Source organism: Candidatus Amarolinea aalborgensis, from assembly GCF_900491745.1.
GTDB classification, from domain to species: Bacteria; Chloroflexota; Anaerolineae; order SSC4; family Amarolineaceae; genus Amarolinea; species Amarolinea aalborgensis.
Map to the genome: position 1 here is coordinate 176,857 of NZ_UETR01000008.1, position 16,986 is coordinate 193,842.

A 16,986-nucleotide genomic window follows, 5' to 3' on the forward strand; every position below is an offset into this window, starting at 1 on the left:
AATACGCCGCATCAGAGGCCGGTCGCCGATCATATCGTCATCGGTATTCTTGATTTGCGCTCTCGATATTCTGCTCCACCTGCGCGCGAGTCAGTGTCGTTTGTACGCGCCGTTCAGCGATGAGTTGCCAAAAATTGTCACTGCTGCCCAACTGCAACTGCTCTTCGTCCATGCCTTCGACGCCGATGACGAGCGCGACAGGCTTACCATGATGGGTGCACTTTGTATTCTGCACTTTGCACTGTCCTCTATCACTCTATCTCGCGCACGAAGACGCGCAAGCCTCGCGCGACCACGGTAGCGGTCACTGCGGTCGCTTTGCGTTCGACGACTTGCTGTAGATCGCGGGCCGTGCGCGGCAGCAGGCGATAGCCATCGGTGAAGGGCGCTTTGCTGCCGTACTGGCTGACGACGCCGGTGACGGTCCAGCGCTGCCCGCGGCGGGCAGCCGGTCGCTTGAAGGGCGCGGTGGAGGGGACAAAGACGCGCACCGCGCCGCTGCCATCGTCTAGCCACATCGCGCCGCTGCTCAGCCGCACCACTTGCCCACTGATGCGCACCAGCGTGCCTTCCCAGGCTTCGCCCAGCGCGCCGGTGCGCAATGGCACGGCGGCCAGGGGCGCGCCCGCGCTCAGGCGCACCAGGTCGGCTGGGTTGGTCAGCCGCAGCTTGAGTTCCCCACGCTCCGTGCCCAGGCGGCCGCTGACTTGCACATGGTCGCCCAGGGCCAGAGAGGGATAGGCCGCGTGACCGCTGATTTCGACGCGGATGCCGTGCCGGCCGGCCTGGACATAGAAGCCGTCTTTGTCTGGGCTGCCCAACGGCGCCGTGACCTGCCCGCTGATGACGACGCGGCTGTTCAGCGGTAAGGTGCGCGCGGCGCCGATGTCTTCCAGCAGTTGGATCGGCGTCGGCGTCGGGGTGGGCGGCCGCCGGGTTGAGCGAGGGGTAGGCGTGGGCGTGGCAGATCCCGGCAAGTTCGGCAGGCCGATCGTGACGGCCATGTCGTTGACCCACGCGCCGGCACCGTTCAAGGTGCGCGCCCAGGTGCGATCGGGGCCAGGGCTGTGGGCGTAGTGAAACTCGTCTACGGCATGGCCCTGTGGATCGAGCAGGCGAATCCAATCGCCCGTGTCATTCAGGCTGATGTGCGTTTCGCTGCGGAAGAAGAGGGTGTATTGTCCAGGCGCCAGCCATTCGCTGGTGCGTTTGCGCCAGGTGCTCGCCTGAGCAGCCGTGGGCGCACTATCGGTCAAGCGCCAGCCGAGCAGGTTGACCGGGCGGGCGCCGATGTTGACGACTTCGATCCATTCGTCGTCGGTGTTGCTTTGCCCGTCATGGTTCCAATCGGAGCGCGGGGCCACCATCAGTTCGTTCAGGCGCAGGCCAACGGCAGGCAGCGGTCCTTCGACAAACAACGGGCTGGCAGCCGCCACATCGCCATCGGGCTGAATGGCCCGCGCCCACAGCGCGCTGCCAGGCGCGACGCTGAGCGTCAGCGCCCAGGCGGCTGGCCCGCCCACGACCGTTTGCGTGATGATCTGCCCGCCATTGAGCACTTCCAGGGTGGCTGTTTCGGCGTCCGCGTAGTGCACGATCAGGCTAACCGGCGCCTGGCTGGAGAGCAAGCCGCCCGACCATTGGCTGCCGGCTTGCAGCGCCAAGCCCAGCGTGGGATCGGTGGTAAGCCAGGTGCGACCGCTGCGCAGCGCGTCCAACACCTGGGCTGCGCTCAGTTCAGGCGCCAGCACGCCGATGCGCCAATCCGCGTCGGGCGCCCAAGTCATCGGTGCCAGGCCGGTGCGCCGGCCATTCGTCCATGCCTGCGCAAAAGGCAGGCTGATGGCCTGCGCATCCCCCGTGTGATCAGGCGCCGTTTCAAGCAGCGACACCAGGTCTGTCGCCAGGCCGCTGCGCCCTTCCCATCCGACCGCAGGCGCGCTGACCAGGGCGCCTGGGTGGCCGGCCGCCCATGACCACAAATCGCCGGCGCCTGGCAGTTCCTGGATGCCGGTCAGGTCCAGATCGGCGGCAGCCAGGCCGACAAGGGGCAGCAGGCCTTGCACACTGTTGGCGGCGGCGCGAGTCTGCTGCCAGCGCGCAGCGGTGAGATTCTGCAGCGGGTCGTTGAGCGCCAGAAAATGCAGCCCCGCCGCCTGTCCGCGAGCCAGCACGTATGCCGGGCTGCCTTCGCCGTCGCCGTAGCCAGACTGGGCGAGCAGTCCGCCCCAAAGGCCTTGCCAGCCGCCGGGTAAAGCCCAGGGCGTGGCGGCAGCGCCAGGCGTGGGCCACGGCTCCACCCAGCCGGGACTGGGCAGCGCGACCCGCAGATCGGCGTCCAAATCATCCGTGTCCGCGCCGCCGACGCGCTGCAAGGAGTAGGGTTGGTGCGCCACGGCATGACCAGTCAGCCCCAAGCCCGCGGCGTCGCCGTTGCCAAAGGCGACGGCATCGAGCACGCGATCATCCGGCCCGAGCAGCAGCACTTCATCGCCGCTGTTGGCGAGCGTCCACGTACCATGCCCCCAACGGGTGTCACGCGCGAGGTTGGGCGTCTCGGGGCTGTCAGGGTAATCAGCGCCGGTGACGCGCAGCTCAAAATCAGGCCAGACAGCGAAGCGGGCGCGATAGGCAGCGGCGTTCTTGGCAATGACGATGCTTTGACCAGGCGCCAGCAGAATCCCGGCAGGCAGGCGGTACATACTTTCACTGCCTCCGGCCGTCTCTTCGTCTCCCACGCGGTAGAAACCGAGGTCGAGCGGTCCTTGGTCGGCGTTGAATAGTTCGACAAACTCATCGCCTTCTGTGCCTGCGGTCGTGCCGTCGTACAGCACTTCACCCAAACGCAGGAGACCCGGCGTTCCCTGGGGCGTGGGCGTGGCGGTCATGGTTGGCGTGCGCGTGGGCGTGGCCGTGCGCGTGGCCGTGGGCGTCGGCGGAATGCAGGCGGCATCCGGGCAGTTGCTGCGCCCCGGGGTGGGTGGCACGCCATCGCTCCAGGCATCGCTGCCGTCGGGCAGGGCGCTCCACGCCCGGTCATCGTGGCTGCTGGCGTAATGCACCGCCTGCAGCGTTTGCCCGTCCGGCGCCAGCAGGCGCACATCGTCGCCGCCGCTGTTGTTGAGCGCCACCCCAGTCTGGCTGCGGAAGAAAACCAGGAAGCCGTGCGCGGGCAGCAGGGCGCCGGCTGGTATGGTGAAGGGCGCTGAGCCGCCGTTCGCGGCGTCGTCCAGCTTGAAACCGCCCAGGTCAACCGCCGTCGCGCCTGTGTTGAACAGCTCGATGTACTCGTCGTCTTCGTTCAGCGCGCCGTCGCCATTCCAGTCCACGCTTTCCGGCGCAGGCAGGAACTCGTTTACGCGCACCGCCGCCCAGGCCGGATCGGGCGTCGCCGTCGGCGTGGGTGTGGGGGTCTGGCAGCCAGGCGCGGCGCAGTTGCTGCGCCCCGGCGACGGCGCCGCCTCTTCGCTCCAGGCGTCGCTGCCGTCGGGCAGGGCGCTCCACGCCCGGTCATCGTGGCTGCTGGCGTAATGCACCGCCTGCAGCGTTTGCCCGTCCGGCGCCAGCACGCGCACATCGTCGCCGCCGCTGTTGTTGAGTGCCACTCCAGTCTGGCTGCGGAAGAAAACCAGGAAGCCGTGCGCGGCGAGCTGCGTTCCCGCGGGAAGGGTGTAGGGCGCTGAGCCGCCGTTCGCCAGGTCGTCCAGCTTGAAACCGCCCAGGTCAACCGCCGTCGCGCCTGTGTTGAACAGCTCGACATACTCGTCGTCTTCGTTGAGCGCGCCGTCGCCATTCCAGTCCACCTCCTGCGGCGCGGGCAGGAACTCGTTTACGCGCACCGCCGCCCAGGCCGGATCGGGCGTCGCCGTCGGCGTGGGTGTGGGGGTCTGGCAGCCAGGCGCGGCGCAGTTGCTGCGCCCCGGCGACGGCGCCGCCTCTTCGCTCCAGGCGTCGCTGCCGTCGGGCAGGGCGCTCCACGCCCGGTCATCGTGGCTGCTGGCGTAATGCACCGCCTGCAGCGTTTGCCCGTCCGGCGCCAGCACGCGCACATCGTCGCCGCCGCTGTTGTTGAGTGCCACTCCAGTCTGGCTGCGGAAGAAAACCAGGAAGCCGTGCGCGGCGAGCTGCGTTCCCGCGGGAAGGGTGTAGGGCGCTGAGCCGCCGTTCGCCAGGTCGTCCAGCTTGAAACCGCCCAGGTCAACCGCCGTCGCGCCTGTGTTGAACAGCTCGACATACTCGTCGTCTTCGTTGAGCGCGCCGTCGCCATTCCAGTCCACCTCCTGCGGCGCGGGCAGGAACTCGTTTACGCGCACCGCCGCCCAGGCCGGATCGGGCGTCGCCGTCGGCGTGGGTGTGGGGGTCTGGCAGCCAGGCGCGGCGCAGTTGCTGCGCCCCGGCGACGGCGCCGCCTCTTCGCTCCAGGCGTCGCTGCCGTCGGGCAGGGCGCTCCACGCCCGGTCATCGTGGCTGCTGGCGTAATGCACAGCCTGCAGGGTTTGCCCGTCCGGCGCCAGCAGGCGCACATCGTCGCCGCCGCTGTTGTTGAGCGCCACTCCAGTCTGGCTGCGGAAGAAAACCAGGAAGCCGTGCGCGGCGAGCTGCGTTCCCGCGGGAAGGGTGTAGGGCGCGGAGCCGCCGTTCGCCAGGTCGTCCAGCTTGAAACCGCCCAGGTCAACCGCCGTCGCGCCCGTGTTGAACAGCTCGATATACTCGTCATCTTCGTTCAGCGCGCCGTCCCCGTTCCAGTCCACGCTCTGCGGCGCGGGCAGGAACTCGTTCACGCGCACCGCCGCCCAGGCCGGATCGGGCGTCGCCGTCGGCGTGGGTGTGGGGGTCTGGCAGCCAGGCTCGGCGCAGTTGCTGCGCCCCGGTGACGGCGCCGCCTCTTCGCTCCAGGCATCGCTGCCGTCGGGCAGGGCGCTCCACGCCCGGTCATCGTGCGCGCTGGCGTAATGCACAGCCTGCAGGGTTTGCCCGTCGGGCGCCAGCAGGCGCACATCGTCGCCGCCGCTGTTGTTGAGCGCAACCCCAGTCTGGCTGCGGAAGAAGACCAGGAAGCCGGCCGCAGGCAGCTGCGCGCCGGCTGGTATGGTGAAGGGCGCCGAGCCGCCGTTCGCCAGGTCGTCCAGCTTGAAACCGCCCAGGTCAACCGCCGTCGCGCCTGTGTTGAACAGCTCGATGTACTCGTCGTCTTCGTTCAGCGCGCCGTCCCCGTTCCAGTCCACACTTTCCGGCGCAGGCAGGAACTCGTTTACGCGCACCGCCGCCCAGGCCGGATTGGGCGTCGCCGTCGGCGTGGGTGTGGGGGTTGCGTTTTCAGGCCCCGGGTCGCGGCCCGGCGACGGCGCGGTTTCATCGAACCAATCAGCAGCCGTGTCAGTGTCGGTGGTGGGGTCACGGCGGGCCAGGCTGTGCCCAGGCGCCACATCAGGCGCGGGCGGATCGAAGACGCTACGGTTGTCGCCCCAGGAAAGGGCATCCACCACACGGCCTGTACTATCGCTCAGGCGCAGGAGATCGCCGGTGTTGCCCAGGCCGTTGCCAATCTGCCCATCTGGGATACCGATGACGGGCGCGGTGACGGTCGGGTAGTGGGTCAGAAAATGAGCTGGGTCAGCGGCCAAAATCAGGTAGGCGCCCGGGGTGAACACGAGGGTAGGCAGCAGATCGGCGCCCAGGTTATCCCGCAACGACCAGCCGCTCAAACGTAAGAGAGAGTCGCTGTTATTGCGCAGTTCCAACCACTCCCAGGCGCTGTCGCTGCCTGATTCGATGCTGTCGTACTCCACTTCGGTGATGAGCACGGCCGCAGGAGGCAAGGCAGTGGGCGTCGCCAGCGGTTCATCATCCCAGAAGGTGAACCCGCTGAACTCTCCGCCGTACGTGGGGCCAATGGCGATCCAGTTTGGATCAACGACCGCGCCGCCAGCGCCGGCGATCGCGGCGACAGAGACCAGGCCGGTCGGGTCAATTTCAACCACATGATAATACGGAAAACCGAGCAGGGCTTGCGGGAATTCCAGGCGGAAGCTGCCATCCGGCCGCGTCAGGCCGTTGAGCAGCCACCGATCCCAGGCGTTGGCATGCGCGCCGGCCCAGAGCTGCACGGTGACGCCGCCCAACGGCTGCGTAAGGTCGCCGAGCTGGCCGCGGTAAACCGCGCCCGTGACGATGACCGGGCCGAGGTTCGGCTGGTTGCTGGCTCCAGGCGACGGAGGCACTGAGTTGAGCCAGGTGTCGCTGCCATCGGGCAGCGCGCTCCAGGCCTGATCGTTGCTCGCTGTCGCATAATGGATGGACTGCACCATCTGTCCGTCCGGGGCAAGCAAGCGCACATCGTCGCCGCCGCTGTTGTTGAGCGCGACGCCGGTCTCACTGCGGAAAAAGACGCGGAAGCCGCTTGCGGGCAGTAATGTGCCAGGTGCAAACGTGAAGGGCGAAGAGCCTCCGTTGGCGACGTCGTCGAAGCGCCAACCGCCCAAGTCAACGGCCGTTGCGCCTGTATTGAACAGCTCAACATACTCGTCGTCTTCATTCAATTCACCGTCGCCATTCCAGTCCACATCCTCCGGCGCGGCAAGAAACTCGTTCAAGCGCACATACTGCCATAACGGATTCGGTGTGGGCGTGGGGCCGGTGGTGGGCGTCGGGATTGGTTGGCTGGCGGCGTTGAGTTGGCGGGGCGTGCCGTTCAGCGGATTGCCGTTGGCGTCAAGCCCGTTGCGGATCACGCGGTTGTTGCTGGCCCAATTGGCGTCGTCGTCAGGCAGCGCGGCGCCCACACGCTCCATGCTGTCGTAATTCGGCGCGCCGCTGCCTGCCGCCCATCCGCCGCCGTTGACATTGGCCGTGTCCACGATTTCGCTGTTGGGGCCGAAGAGCGTGAGGCTCTCCCCGCTGTTGTTCAGAGCGCCGCTGTAGATCAGATCGGCCGGGATGTCGCTGACCGTCTGGTCGTCGCCCCGTTCAAGCAGGAAATACGCGCCCGGCGCCAGCACGCCGTTGAGGAGAATGGTGATATCGCCGCCGTCGCTGAGCCGCCAGCCCTCCAGGCTGATGGCCGCGCTGCCCGGATTGAACAATTCCAGCCACTCGTCGCTGCTGCTGGCCGCCGTGCCGCCCCAAGCCACTTCGTTGATCACCACCGCACGCGGCGCAATCGGCGCCGGCGTCGCCGTCGCAGTCGGCGTTGGGCCGCTGGTTGGCGTCAACGTCGGCGTCGGCGTCGGGGTTGATTGGCTGGCGGCGTTGAGCTGGCGGGGCGTGCCGTTCAGCGGATTGCCGTTGGCGTCAAGCCCGTTGCGGATGACGCGGTTGTTGCTGGCCCAATTGGCGTCGTCGTCAGGCAGCGCGGCGCCCACACGCTCCATGCTGTCGTAATTCGGCGCGCCGCTGCCTGCCGCCCATCCGCCGCCGTTGACATTGGCCGTGTCCACGATTTCGCTGTTGGGGCCGAAGAGCGTGAGGCTCTCCCCGCTGTTGTTCAGAGCGCCGCTGTAGATCAGATCGGCCGGGATGTCGCTGACCGTCTGGTCGTCGCCCCGTTCAAGCAGGAAATACGCGCCCGGCGCCAGCACGCCGTTGAGGAGAATGGTGATATCGCCGCCGTCGCTGAGCCGCCAGCCCTCCAGGCTGATGGCCGCGCTGCCCGGATTGAACAATTCCAGCCACTCGTCGCTGCTGCTGGCCGCCGTGCCGCCCCAAGCCACTTCGTTGATCACCACCGCACGCGGCGCAATCGGCGCCGGCGTCGCCGTCGCAGTCGGCGTTGGGCCGCTGGTTGGCGTCAGCGTCGGCGTCGGCATCGGGGTGGGCGTCGCGGCCTGATTCGACGCGCCTGGCGAGGGCGGATAAGTGTCAGTCCACACCGAGCCGCCATCCACGACTTTGCTGTACGACCAGTCTACATCGGGATTCGCAAACCAGAAGTCTTCAACCTGGATGCCGCCCGGCGCCAGCAGGCGCACCTGCTCGTTGCCCGTGTTGTTGAGGGCGACGCCAGTTTCGCTGCGGAAAAACAAGGCGAATCCGTGAGGCGCTAGGACACGTCCGGCTGGGATGGTATAGGGCAACGTGCCGCCAGTCGCCAGGTCGTCCAACTGCCAGCCTTCTAGATTGACCGGAGACTCGCCAGCATTGTACAGTTCGATCCACTCGTCGTTCTGATCAGGCACACCATCTCCGTTCCAGTCAATGGCAAACGGCGCGGGGAGCACCTCATTGAGTGAAATGGGCGGAAGCGCTGTCGCCGTTGCCGTCGCGGTTGGCGTTGGCGTATCGGTGCCGGGCGCGGGCGTCGGCGTGGCCGTTGGCGTTTGCGTTGGGGTGACGGCGCCGCCGTCCCAGCCGGGCGCAGGCGGGAAGCGGTTGACCCAGTCGGCCGCCGTGTCGGTGTCGTACCCGGCGCTGATCCGTTCGCTCGAATGCCCCGCAGGCACAACCGGTACGGACGGGTTGAGCACCGTGACGTCAGTTCCCCAGGAAAGACCATCCACCATCAGCCCGCCGGCGTTCGACAGCAGCAGGCGGTCGCCGCTGTTGCCCAGCCCATTGCCAATCGGGCTGTTGAGAATGATCACCGGCGCAGGCACGGTCGGATAGTTCACGTAGAACAGCGCGCTCGCCGCCACGATGACAAAACCGTGCGCCGCAATCGTCAAATCCGGAATCACATCCTGGCTGCTGTTGTCTCCGATGCGCCACCCGCTGAGCGCCAACGCCGTATCGCTCGTGTTGTACAACTCGAACCACTCGTAGTCGGTGTCGCTCCCCGCCTGCACCGTGTCGTACTCCACTTCGTTGATGACGATGGCGTTGGCTGACGGCGGCGTGCTCGTGTCGGTCGGCGTGGCCGTCGCCGTCGGCGACGCGGTAGGCGTTGGAGTGCTGGTCACGCCAGGCGTACTCGTTGGCGTCGGGGTCAGCAGGCTTGTCGCCGTTGGCGTTGGCGTGATGGCTTCGGTTGGGGTTTGCGTTGGGGTGACTGCGCCGCCGTCCCAGCCGGGCGCCGGTGGGAAGCGGTTGACCCAGTCGGCGGCCGTGTCGGTGTCGTACCCGGCGCTGATCCGCTCGCTAGAATGTCCCGCAGGCACAACCGGTACGGACGGGTTGAGCACCGTGGCGTCAGTTCCCCAGGAGAGACCATCTACGGTCAGCCCGCCGGGGTTCGACAGCAGCAGCCGGTCGCCGCTGTTGCCCAGCCCATTGCCAATCGCACTGTTGAGAATGACCACCGGCGCCGGCACGGTCGGATAGTTCACGTAGAACAGCGCACTCGCCGCCACGATGACAAAACCGTGCGCCGCAATCGTCAAATCCGGAATCACATCCTGGCTGCTGTTGTCTCCAATGCGCCACCCGCTGAGCGTCAACGCCGCATCGCTCGTGTTGTACAACTCGAACCACTCGTAGTCGGTGTCGCTCCCCGCCTGCACCGTGTCGTACTCCACTTCGTTGATCACAACGCTGTTGCTTGACGGCGGCGTGCTCGTGTCGGTCGGCGTCGCCGTCGGCGCCGCGGTGATAGTTGGGGTGCTGGTCACGCCAGGCGTACTCGTTGGCGTCGGGGTCAGCAGGCTTGTCGCCGTTGGCGTTGGCGTCACTGCGCCGCCGTCCCATCCCGGCGCAGGCGGAAAGCGGTTGACCCAGTCGGCGGCCGTGTCGGTGTCGTACCCGGCGCTGATCCGCTCGCTGGAATGCCCCGCCGGCACCACCGGCACCGAAGGGTTGAGCACCGTGGCGTCAGTTCCCCAGGAGAGACCATCCACGGTCAGCCCGCCGGCGTTCGACAGCAGCAGCCGGTCGCCGCTGTTGCCCAGCCCATTGCCAATCGCACTGTTGAGAATGATCACCGGCGCCGGCACGGTCGGATAGTTCACGTAGAACAGCGCACTCGCCGCTACGATCACAAACCCGTGCCCCGCAATCGTCAAATCCGGAATCACATCCTGGCTGCTGTTGTCTCCGATGCGCCACCCGCTGAGCGCCAACGCCGCATCGCTCGTGTTGTACAACTCGAACCACTCGTAGTCGGTGTCGCTCCCCGCCTGCACCGTGTCGTACTCCACCTCGTTGATGACGATGGCGTTAGCTGACGGCGGCGTGCTCGTGTCGGTCGGCGTGGCCGTCGTCGTCGGCGCAGCGGTAGGCGTTGGAGTGCTAGTCGCGCCAGGCGTATTCGTTGGCGTCGGGGTCAGCAGGCTTGTCGCCGTTGGCGTCGGCGTGATGGCTTCGGTGGGCGTTAGCGTTGGCGTTGGCGTGACGGCGCCGCCGTCCCAGCCGGGCGCAGGCGGGAAGCGGTTGACCCAGTCGGCCGCCGTGTCGGTGTCGTAGCCCGCGCTGATGCGCTCGCTCGAATGCCCCGCAGGCACCACCGGCACCGACGGGTTGAGCACCGTGACGTCAGTTCCCCAGGAGAGACCATCTACGGTCAGCCCGCCGGCGTTCGACAGCAGCAGCCGGTCGCCGCTGTTGCCCAACCCATTGCCAATCGCACTGTTGAGAATGATCACCGGCGCCGGCACGGTCGGATAGTTCACGTAGAACAGCGTGCTCGCCGCCACGATGACAAAACCATGCGCCGCAATCGTCAAATCCGGAATCACATCCTGGCTGCTGTTGTCTCCGATGCGCCACCCGCTGAGCGCCAACGCCGCATCGCTCGTGTTGTACAACTCGAACCACTCGTAATCGGTGTCGCTCCCTGCCTGCACCGTGTCGTACTCCACTTCGTTGATCACAACGCTGTTGCTTGACGGCGGCGTGCTCGTGTCGGTCGGCGTCGCCGTCGGCGTCGGCGCGGCGGTGATCGTGGCCGTCGCCGTTGCCTCGGCCGTTGCCGTCGCCGTTGGCGTTGGCGTTGGCGTATCGGTGCTGGGCGCGGGCGTTGGCGTGTTGGTTGGCGTGGCTACCGCCGTTGGCGTTGCGGTATTGGTCTGCGTGGGCGTGGGCGATGGCGCGGTCGTGGCGCTGGGGGTTGGCGTCGCTGTAGGCGCCGGCTGATAGGCCGAGTTAGGTTGACGGGGCGTACCATTCAACGGGTTGCCGTTGGCGTCATGGCCGTTGCGGATGACACCGTTGTTGGCGGCCCAATTGCCATCGCTGTCAGGGGCTGTCGGATCCACGCGCTCCATCGAGAAATAGCCAGGAGAACCAGAGCCGGCCGGCCAGGCGCCGCCATTGCCGTTCGCAGAATCAATCAAGTTGCCGTCTGGGTCGCGCAAAAAGAGCGCGGCGCCGCTGTTGAGCAGATCACCGGTATAGATGCGGTCGGCCGGGATATCGCTGACCGTGCTGTCGTCGGTGCGTTCGAGGAGGTAATAACTGCCGCTGGCCAGGACGCCTCCCAGGGTGACGGCGATGCGGCCATCGCCTGACGTCAGCGTCCAGCCATCGAGACTCTGCGCCACATCACCGGGGTTGAAAATCTCCATCCACTCGTCCGCGGCGGAGGCCGCCGTGCCTCCCCAGGCCACCTCGTTGATAACCACCGTTTGTAACTGGGGCGCGGGTGCGATCTGGCGCGATGCCACGGGCAGGCTGTGCGTGGCGATCATAACAAGAACCATGAGCAGGGATAACCGGGGCGCGCGCAACATATGGAATCCCTTCTGCTGGCTGAGCAGCGTGAGTCTTGACCTTGGCGATGAGACGCTTTGGAAAACAATGAAGGCCGGGGGAGCTGGCTTGATGCCACTAACGATGATGCCGCGGCGATTTTCGCGCAGCAACGAACGTTATGCGGGCGCGGGCGAATCTGGGGTCAAAGATCGGTAGACCAACCGAAACCGTTCACACACCAACGGCATGTCGGGTGCGAAGGTGCGGCCGACGCGCGGCAGCGTGCGCGTAAAGAAGCGCCGATGCGCGTCACGCCAATAGGCCAGGGAACGGTCGCCCTCGCCCTCTTCCCAGGCAAACTGCGCGTCTACCTGATCGTATGCGCGGATGAAGACCTCGGTGGTTTCGATGATACACCGCGGCGCGCCCTGTGCGTCGAGCACGATGGTGTGCAGCCCGACGTGCGGCAGGGGATCGTTGGCGGCCTCCCACTCCCACAGCGCCGAACAAGTGGCCGTCTTCGCGCCGGCCAGCGTCAGCGCGGCCAGCTCATCGGCCAGACCAGGGTTATCGCCGAACGACTCGGCGGCATAGGTTGCGTTGCGGGCGGGCGCGTCGGCCGGCAGGGTGGCCTGGTACGCTCGCCAGAAGTCATCAATCGCCTGTTGGTTCATGTCCTCGGTGCTCCTGCTCAGTCCCTGTGTGAGAACAAAACGACGCCGGCTCAGTAGAAGACGGAGAGGGTGCGGTGATGGGGCGGCGCCGTAGGCGGCAGTTGTTTGCTGGCGGTCCACAACCAGTAGTCCAGGTGCAGCGCGTTGATGTCGGGGAAGCGCGGCTGCAGGGCCTGGCGCAGCAGCTCAGCGGCCCAGATCGTGTGGGCGCGAATCTCGATCTCTTCCTGGCTGTTGGCCGGAATGAGGCGCTGGCTGTCCACGACGGCGGCCAGGGCCGGCGCGTAGCGCAGGATACCCAAGGCGCGCAGCGTCTGCGGCAGCTTGTAGTCGGCAAAGACCGTCAGTTGATCAATGCGCCGCAGGTCGCCCAGTCCCTGCCCGCGGTGTGCGGCGTAGATCATGGCCGCGGCCAGCTGCGCCCGTTTGTGAAACACCACCCGCTGGCCGTTGCGCCAGGCGTGGTCGTCGAAAGAAGGAAAGCGGGTGGTGAGCAGCTCCACCAGGCCCAGCGCATCGCCGCCGGCCGCGGCCAGGACATGCGCAAAACGACCACCAAACTCGCGCAGCAAGGTGACGCCGACCGCGGCCAGGATGGCGGCTCGCTCGTCCAGCAGCGGCAGGGGCGCGCCAGGCCTGCCGGCTAAGATCACGCCAAGCTGCGCCGCGGTGATCTGCGCCAGGTAGGCCGCGTCGAGCAGGGGGAGGCCGTCATCCAGGGCCTGGCTAAGCGCGGCCAGGACGCCAAACGAACCGCCCTCGCCGTTCCCGACCCACACCCACTTTGGGTCGCCCCAGTAGCAGAAATTGATGGCGTTGAACAACAGAATGAATTCGACCAGGTCGCCCGCGGCCCGTCTGCGGTTGAAAAAAGGCTCGTCCCAGGTCGGCAGGCGCAGGGCGTCACGCGTGAGGGTGAGGCTGATCTCCGCCAGCCGCTCCGGGTCCATTGACACGAAGCGGCTGGCGGAAATGATGGGCGGCAGCGCGGCGAGAATCATGCGGCGGCGGGCGGCAGTTGGCTGCGCCAGGCCACGATCTGCGCCGTGTGTTCGTCATCATGCTCGTATGTGTTGGCGGCGATAATCTCGGCCAGGGTGACATTGCCCACGCGGCGCGCCAGGTCCGCCTCGCGCAGCGTTTCCAGGCGCAGGCAGACCTGCTCGAAGACGCCTTCCATATCTTCCAGCACCAGGTCCAGCGGCCGATCCTTCTGTTGCGCGTAGATCTGCGCGTTGATGCCGTCCACATCGCGCATGTCCCACTGAGGCTTCTGCTGGCGCGCCAGTTGGAAGAGCAAACGCACCAGGCGCGACTGCCAGACCGCGATATGGGCCAGGATGTCCTTGACGGACCAGGCGCCCATGACGCCTGGCATTCCCATCTGCTCCGGGGTCAATCCTTCCAGCGCCAAGTCCAGCTGCTCACGGCTGGCCTCCGTCTTCTCAAGAATGTCGGCGATCTGCATCGTGGTTTTTCCTGCACTCCCCTGTCTTACGAGATTGTTGGTATGGAAACCTTTCCCTGAATTAATGATGCCTGGACTTGTTCTAGTTGGCCGATCAGTGTGGTCGCGTTGTCAAACTGCTGTTGCGCCTGTTCAAGGGTTGGCGCGGCGAAATCTTCATAATCACTCACTTGACGAACATCGAACGCGTCATGCACGATCTTACTCAACAGCTTCTCACAAATGCCAGTCTTGATGAAATACCGATCAAAATAGGCGATCACGCCACTATGCCGTTGACTATCCAAATTCAATAACGCCAAAAGGGCGCGAACAGCATTGAAGATGGCATAGTATGACCGATTGATGCTGCCATCATAGCCTTGATGTTCAAGCAGCACCTCTGCTTGTTTCAAGAGGTCTTTGGCTTTCTTGAGTCGGTATCCTGACAACTCTATCGCCGTGTCGTTCATAAGGGGATTCCATACCTGAGGATATTCTGATAGAACAACGTCTGATAGTGTTGATTCTTTTGCCAGACCTCAATGTCTTTTAGGATCGGGGAAATACAAACACCATATGCTAAGGCATAGTCTGAGGCTAATCCGCTCAGCTGCCATTGAAGTTCTGGTGAATACTCTTTGACGATAATCAAGATATCTATATCAGATTCTGGTGTTTGAGTATCTGTCGAATATGAGCCAAAGAGATATTCAGCAATCACCTGCTCCCTAAAAGCATGTTTTGTCTCTCTCACGAAATCCCGGATGATTTGGGCAATGTGAGGAGCAACCTGGGGCAATGCGGCAATTGGTTCGGTGGTTGGCATCAGCAGTTTCTCCTCGATAAAAGCTTGCTCCTCATCTGCCACCTGGGATAAGCGTTTTGGTATGTTTTCTATCGGACGAGCCAAGATGTTAGTCCTCAATCACGACGTGGCTCAAGTCCTCGGCCGGCTGGGGATACTGCGGGTCCATTTCTTCCAGCGTTTGGCGAACGATGCGCGCAACCACGTAGTTACGATACCATTTCTTGTTGGCCGGAACGACATACCAGGGCGCCGCCGCCGTAGTGCACTTATTGAGCGCATCTTCGTAAGCCTCCTGGTACTGATCCCACAAGGCGCGCTCTTTGAGGTCGCCCAGGGCAAATTTCCAGCGCTTGTCCGGGGTGTTGAGACGGTCGAGCAGGCGCTCCTTTTGCTCCGCTTTGGAGATATGCAGGAAGAATTTGAGGATAACGGTGCCGTTGTCGGTCAGGAGTCTCTCGAAGTGGTTGATCTGCTCATAACGCTTGCTCCAGACCTCTTTGGGCGCCAGGTCGTGCACGCGCACCACGAGCACATCCTCGTAGTGCGAACGATTGAACACGCCGATCATGCCTTTGCCTGGCGTGACCTTATGCACGCGCCACAGGTAATCGTGCGCCATCTCCTCTGCGCTCGGCACCTTGAACGGCGTCACCACCACACCCTGCGGGTTCAACCCGCTGCAGACGTGCTCGATGGTGCCATCCTTGCCGCCTGTGTCCATCGCTTGCAGCACGATCAAGAGTGACCGCTTGTGCTCTGCATACAGCGCCTCTTGCAAGGCGCGGATGCGCGCCAGGTCTTTCTCGAGTTTGTCTCGTATGTCGGCCTTTTGCTTGATATCCCCGGTGTCATCGGGGTCCACATCTTTGAGCTTAATGGCCTTGTCTGGGTCGAGTTTGTACTGATTCATACGTTTCTCCGTAATCCTTTTTCTTGACGTGTTAGTTGAACGACCAAACCCTGGCCGTTGTCCTCATCGTAAAACATTGTCAATCCGCTCTACCTGGCTGCCTTGATGCGGCTGACAAAGACCGTACCAAAGATAAAGAAGAGCAGGGCCAGGCTGAAGATCAAGCTGTAGCCCAGGGTGGGGATGCCTACGCGTGGCCCATAGCCCTGGCCCAAGTCGAGCAGAAAGCCGGCGACCGGTGTGCCGATCACTTGCGGCAGGGTGAGCGCCACATGCCAGACGCCCATGTCGCGGGCGTAATCATCCATGCTGGGCAGCACATCGGTGGCCAGCGCCCAATCCACGCTGATGTACGCGCCGTAGCCCAGGCCAAAAACGACGCCCATGACGACGGCCAGGGAGTAGGAATGGGTGAAGAGAAAGACCAGGACTACCAGGCTCTGCAGCGCGCCAGAGAGGTAGACGATCTTCTTGCGCCCGAAGCGATCAGAGACGACGCCGGCGGCCAGGCTGCTGAGTAGGGCGCCGACGAGCAGGGCTAGGATCACGAACGACACGGCCTGCGCGGCCTGGCTCATGCTCAGGCCCAAGATCGTGAAGGGCGCGCCGACGACGTCATCCAGGTAGTAAACCAGGAATTCCTGCACGATGAAGGCGCCCATGACCATCAGGAAGCGGGTCCAGAAGACCCAGGTGAAATCACGCGACTTGAACGGATCGAACAGGCTGCGCAGGAAGGGGCGCCAGGCGAAGGGCGGCAGCGGCGGCGGTTCCGGTTCGTGCACGCTGAACACGGTGATGAGCATGCCGATCAACAGGATGGCCGCCAGGAGCCAGTAGGCGCCGGTGATGCCGCCGATGCTGCCTAGCAGCAGGCCCATGATGCCGCCGAGGAAATTGCCAAGCATGGTCATCAGGCCCAGCCAACCGGAGGCCGAGCCGCGCTGCGCGACCGGCACCACGTCAGGAATGAGAGCGGAGTAGGGTGCGGTGGCCAGGTTGTTAAAGAATTCGACGGCCATGAAGGCCAGGATGTAGAAGCCCAACGCCTGCGGCCGCGCCAGGTAGGCCAGTCCAAGCAGCGCGATCATGTTGCCAAATGTGCCGATGATCAGGAAAGGGCGGCGCCGTCCCAGGCGTGAGCGCAGACGGTCGGACATGGCGCCGAAGATCGGCGCAACCACCATAGAGACGAGCGCGCCGGCCAGCAGCACGAGGCCCAGGGTGCGTCCTTTGAAGGCATCGCCGCCCAGCAGCTGCGCCTGCGCCGGCAGGAGCACCACCAGGATGGCGGTCCAATGCGCGCTGACCGCGAACCAATACGCGCTGAGGAGAGCCTGGCGTCGGGTTGACATCTCAGACCCCCGGCAGTTCAGCGCGCTGATTAGCTCGCGTCGCGAGGCCCATGGAAAAGGCAGCCACTAGGGAGGCGCAACAAACGCACATCGCACACCTCGGAGCACTTTTCGAGCGCAAGACGGCCAGCTGCCCGTAAGAGGAAAGCCAGCGCAGCATGGGCGGGAGACACCGACGGTATTGTACAAGGGAATGGCGGCAGCGTCAAAGCAGGCGTTCGGGATAGGTG

At 64.9% G+C, this 16,986-nt stretch carries 9 protein-coding genes; all 9 read right to left on the minus strand.

What is annotated here, in order from left to right:
* Window positions 1–37 precede the first annotated feature (37 nt).
* The 9 genes from ACPQ6D_RS13025 to ACPQ6D_RS13065 all read right to left on the minus strand — a co-directional run bounded on the left by ACPQ6D_RS13025 (window position 38) and on the right by ACPQ6D_RS13065 (window position 16,756).
* Window positions 38–235 carry a hypothetical protein gene (locus ACPQ6D_RS13025; protein ID WP_423224761.1) on the minus strand — a complete coding sequence of 66 codons (198 nt, stop codon included), beginning with the start codon at window positions 233–235 and terminating at the stop codon, window positions 38–40.
* 16 nt (window positions 236–251) lie between these two features.
* The gene (locus ACPQ6D_RS13030) at window positions 252–11,555 is read right to left on the minus strand and encodes a lamin tail domain-containing protein (RefSeq protein WP_423224762.1); all 11,304 of its coding nucleotides are present in this window, start codon (window positions 11,553–11,555) and stop codon (window positions 252–254) included.
* A gap of 180 nt (window positions 11,556–11,735) precedes the next feature.
* Window positions 11,736–12,233, minus strand: a complete 498-nt coding sequence (locus tag ACPQ6D_RS13035; protein WP_423224763.1) for an ASCH domain-containing protein — start codon at window positions 12,231–12,233, stop codon at window positions 11,736–11,738.
* A 50-nt stretch (window positions 12,234–12,283) separates the two neighbouring features.
* Window positions 12,284–13,234, minus strand: a complete 951-nt coding sequence (locus ACPQ6D_RS13040; protein WP_423224764.1) for a queuosine 5'-phosphate N-glycosylase/hydrolase — start codon at window positions 13,232–13,234, stop codon at window positions 12,284–12,286.
* Entirely contained in the window at window positions 13,231–13,701 is a 471-nt protein-coding gene (locus tag ACPQ6D_RS13045; RefSeq protein ID WP_423224765.1) for a DinB family protein, read from the minus strand. The genes ACPQ6D_RS13040 and ACPQ6D_RS13045 overlap by 4 nt, the downstream gene beginning before the upstream one ends.
* A 26-nt stretch (window positions 13,702–13,727) precedes the next feature.
* Window positions 13,728–14,153 carry a HEPN domain-containing protein gene (locus ACPQ6D_RS13050; RefSeq protein WP_423224766.1) on the minus strand — a complete coding sequence of 142 codons (426 nt, stop codon included), beginning with the start codon at window positions 14,151–14,153 and terminating at the stop codon, window positions 13,728–13,730.
* The gene (locus ACPQ6D_RS13055; RefSeq protein WP_423224767.1) at window positions 14,150–14,593 is read right to left on the minus strand and encodes a nucleotidyltransferase family protein; all 444 of its coding nucleotides are present in this window, start codon (window positions 14,591–14,593) and stop codon (window positions 14,150–14,152) included. The genes ACPQ6D_RS13050 and ACPQ6D_RS13055 overlap by 4 nt, the downstream gene beginning before the upstream one ends.
* Before the next feature lie 4 nt (window positions 14,594–14,597).
* Window positions 14,598–15,401, minus strand: a complete 804-nt coding sequence (locus ACPQ6D_RS13060) for a polyphosphate kinase 2 family protein (RefSeq protein WP_423224768.1) — start codon at window positions 15,399–15,401, stop codon at window positions 14,598–14,600.
* An 89-nt stretch (window positions 15,402–15,490) separates the two neighbouring features.
* A complete protein-coding gene (locus ACPQ6D_RS13065) occupies window positions 15,491–16,756 on the minus strand; it encodes an MFS transporter (RefSeq protein ID WP_423224769.1) in 1,266 nt (421 codons plus the stop codon).
* Between the last annotated feature and the right edge of the window lie 230 nt (window positions 16,757–16,986).

Coding starts and splice junctions, on each gene's coding strand:
- ACPQ6D_RS13060 (WP_423224768.1), bottom strand. CDS start 15,401: ATGAATCAGTACAAACTCGACCCAGACAAGGCCATTAAGCTCAAAGAT.
- ACPQ6D_RS13035 (WP_423224763.1), bottom strand. CDS start 12,233: ATGAACCAACAGGCGATTGATGACTTCTGGCGAGCGTACCAGGCCACC.
- ACPQ6D_RS13050 (WP_423224766.1), bottom strand. CDS start 14,153: ATGAACGACACGGCGATAGAGTTGTCAGGATACCGACTCAAGAAAGCC.
- ACPQ6D_RS13045 (WP_423224765.1), bottom strand. CDS start 13,701: ATGCAGATCGCCGACATTCTTGAGAAGACGGAGGCCAGCCGTGAGCAG.
- ACPQ6D_RS13040 (WP_423224764.1), bottom strand. CDS start 13,234: ATGATTCTCGCCGCGCTGCCGCCCATCATTTCCGCCAGCCGCTTCGTG.
- ACPQ6D_RS13030 (WP_423224762.1), bottom strand. CDS start 11,555: ATGATCGCCACGCACAGCCTGCCCGTGGCATCGCGCCAGATCGCACCC.
- ACPQ6D_RS13065 (WP_423224769.1), bottom strand. CDS start 16,756: ATGTCAACCCGACGCCAGGCTCTCCTCAGCGCGTATTGGTTCGCGGTC.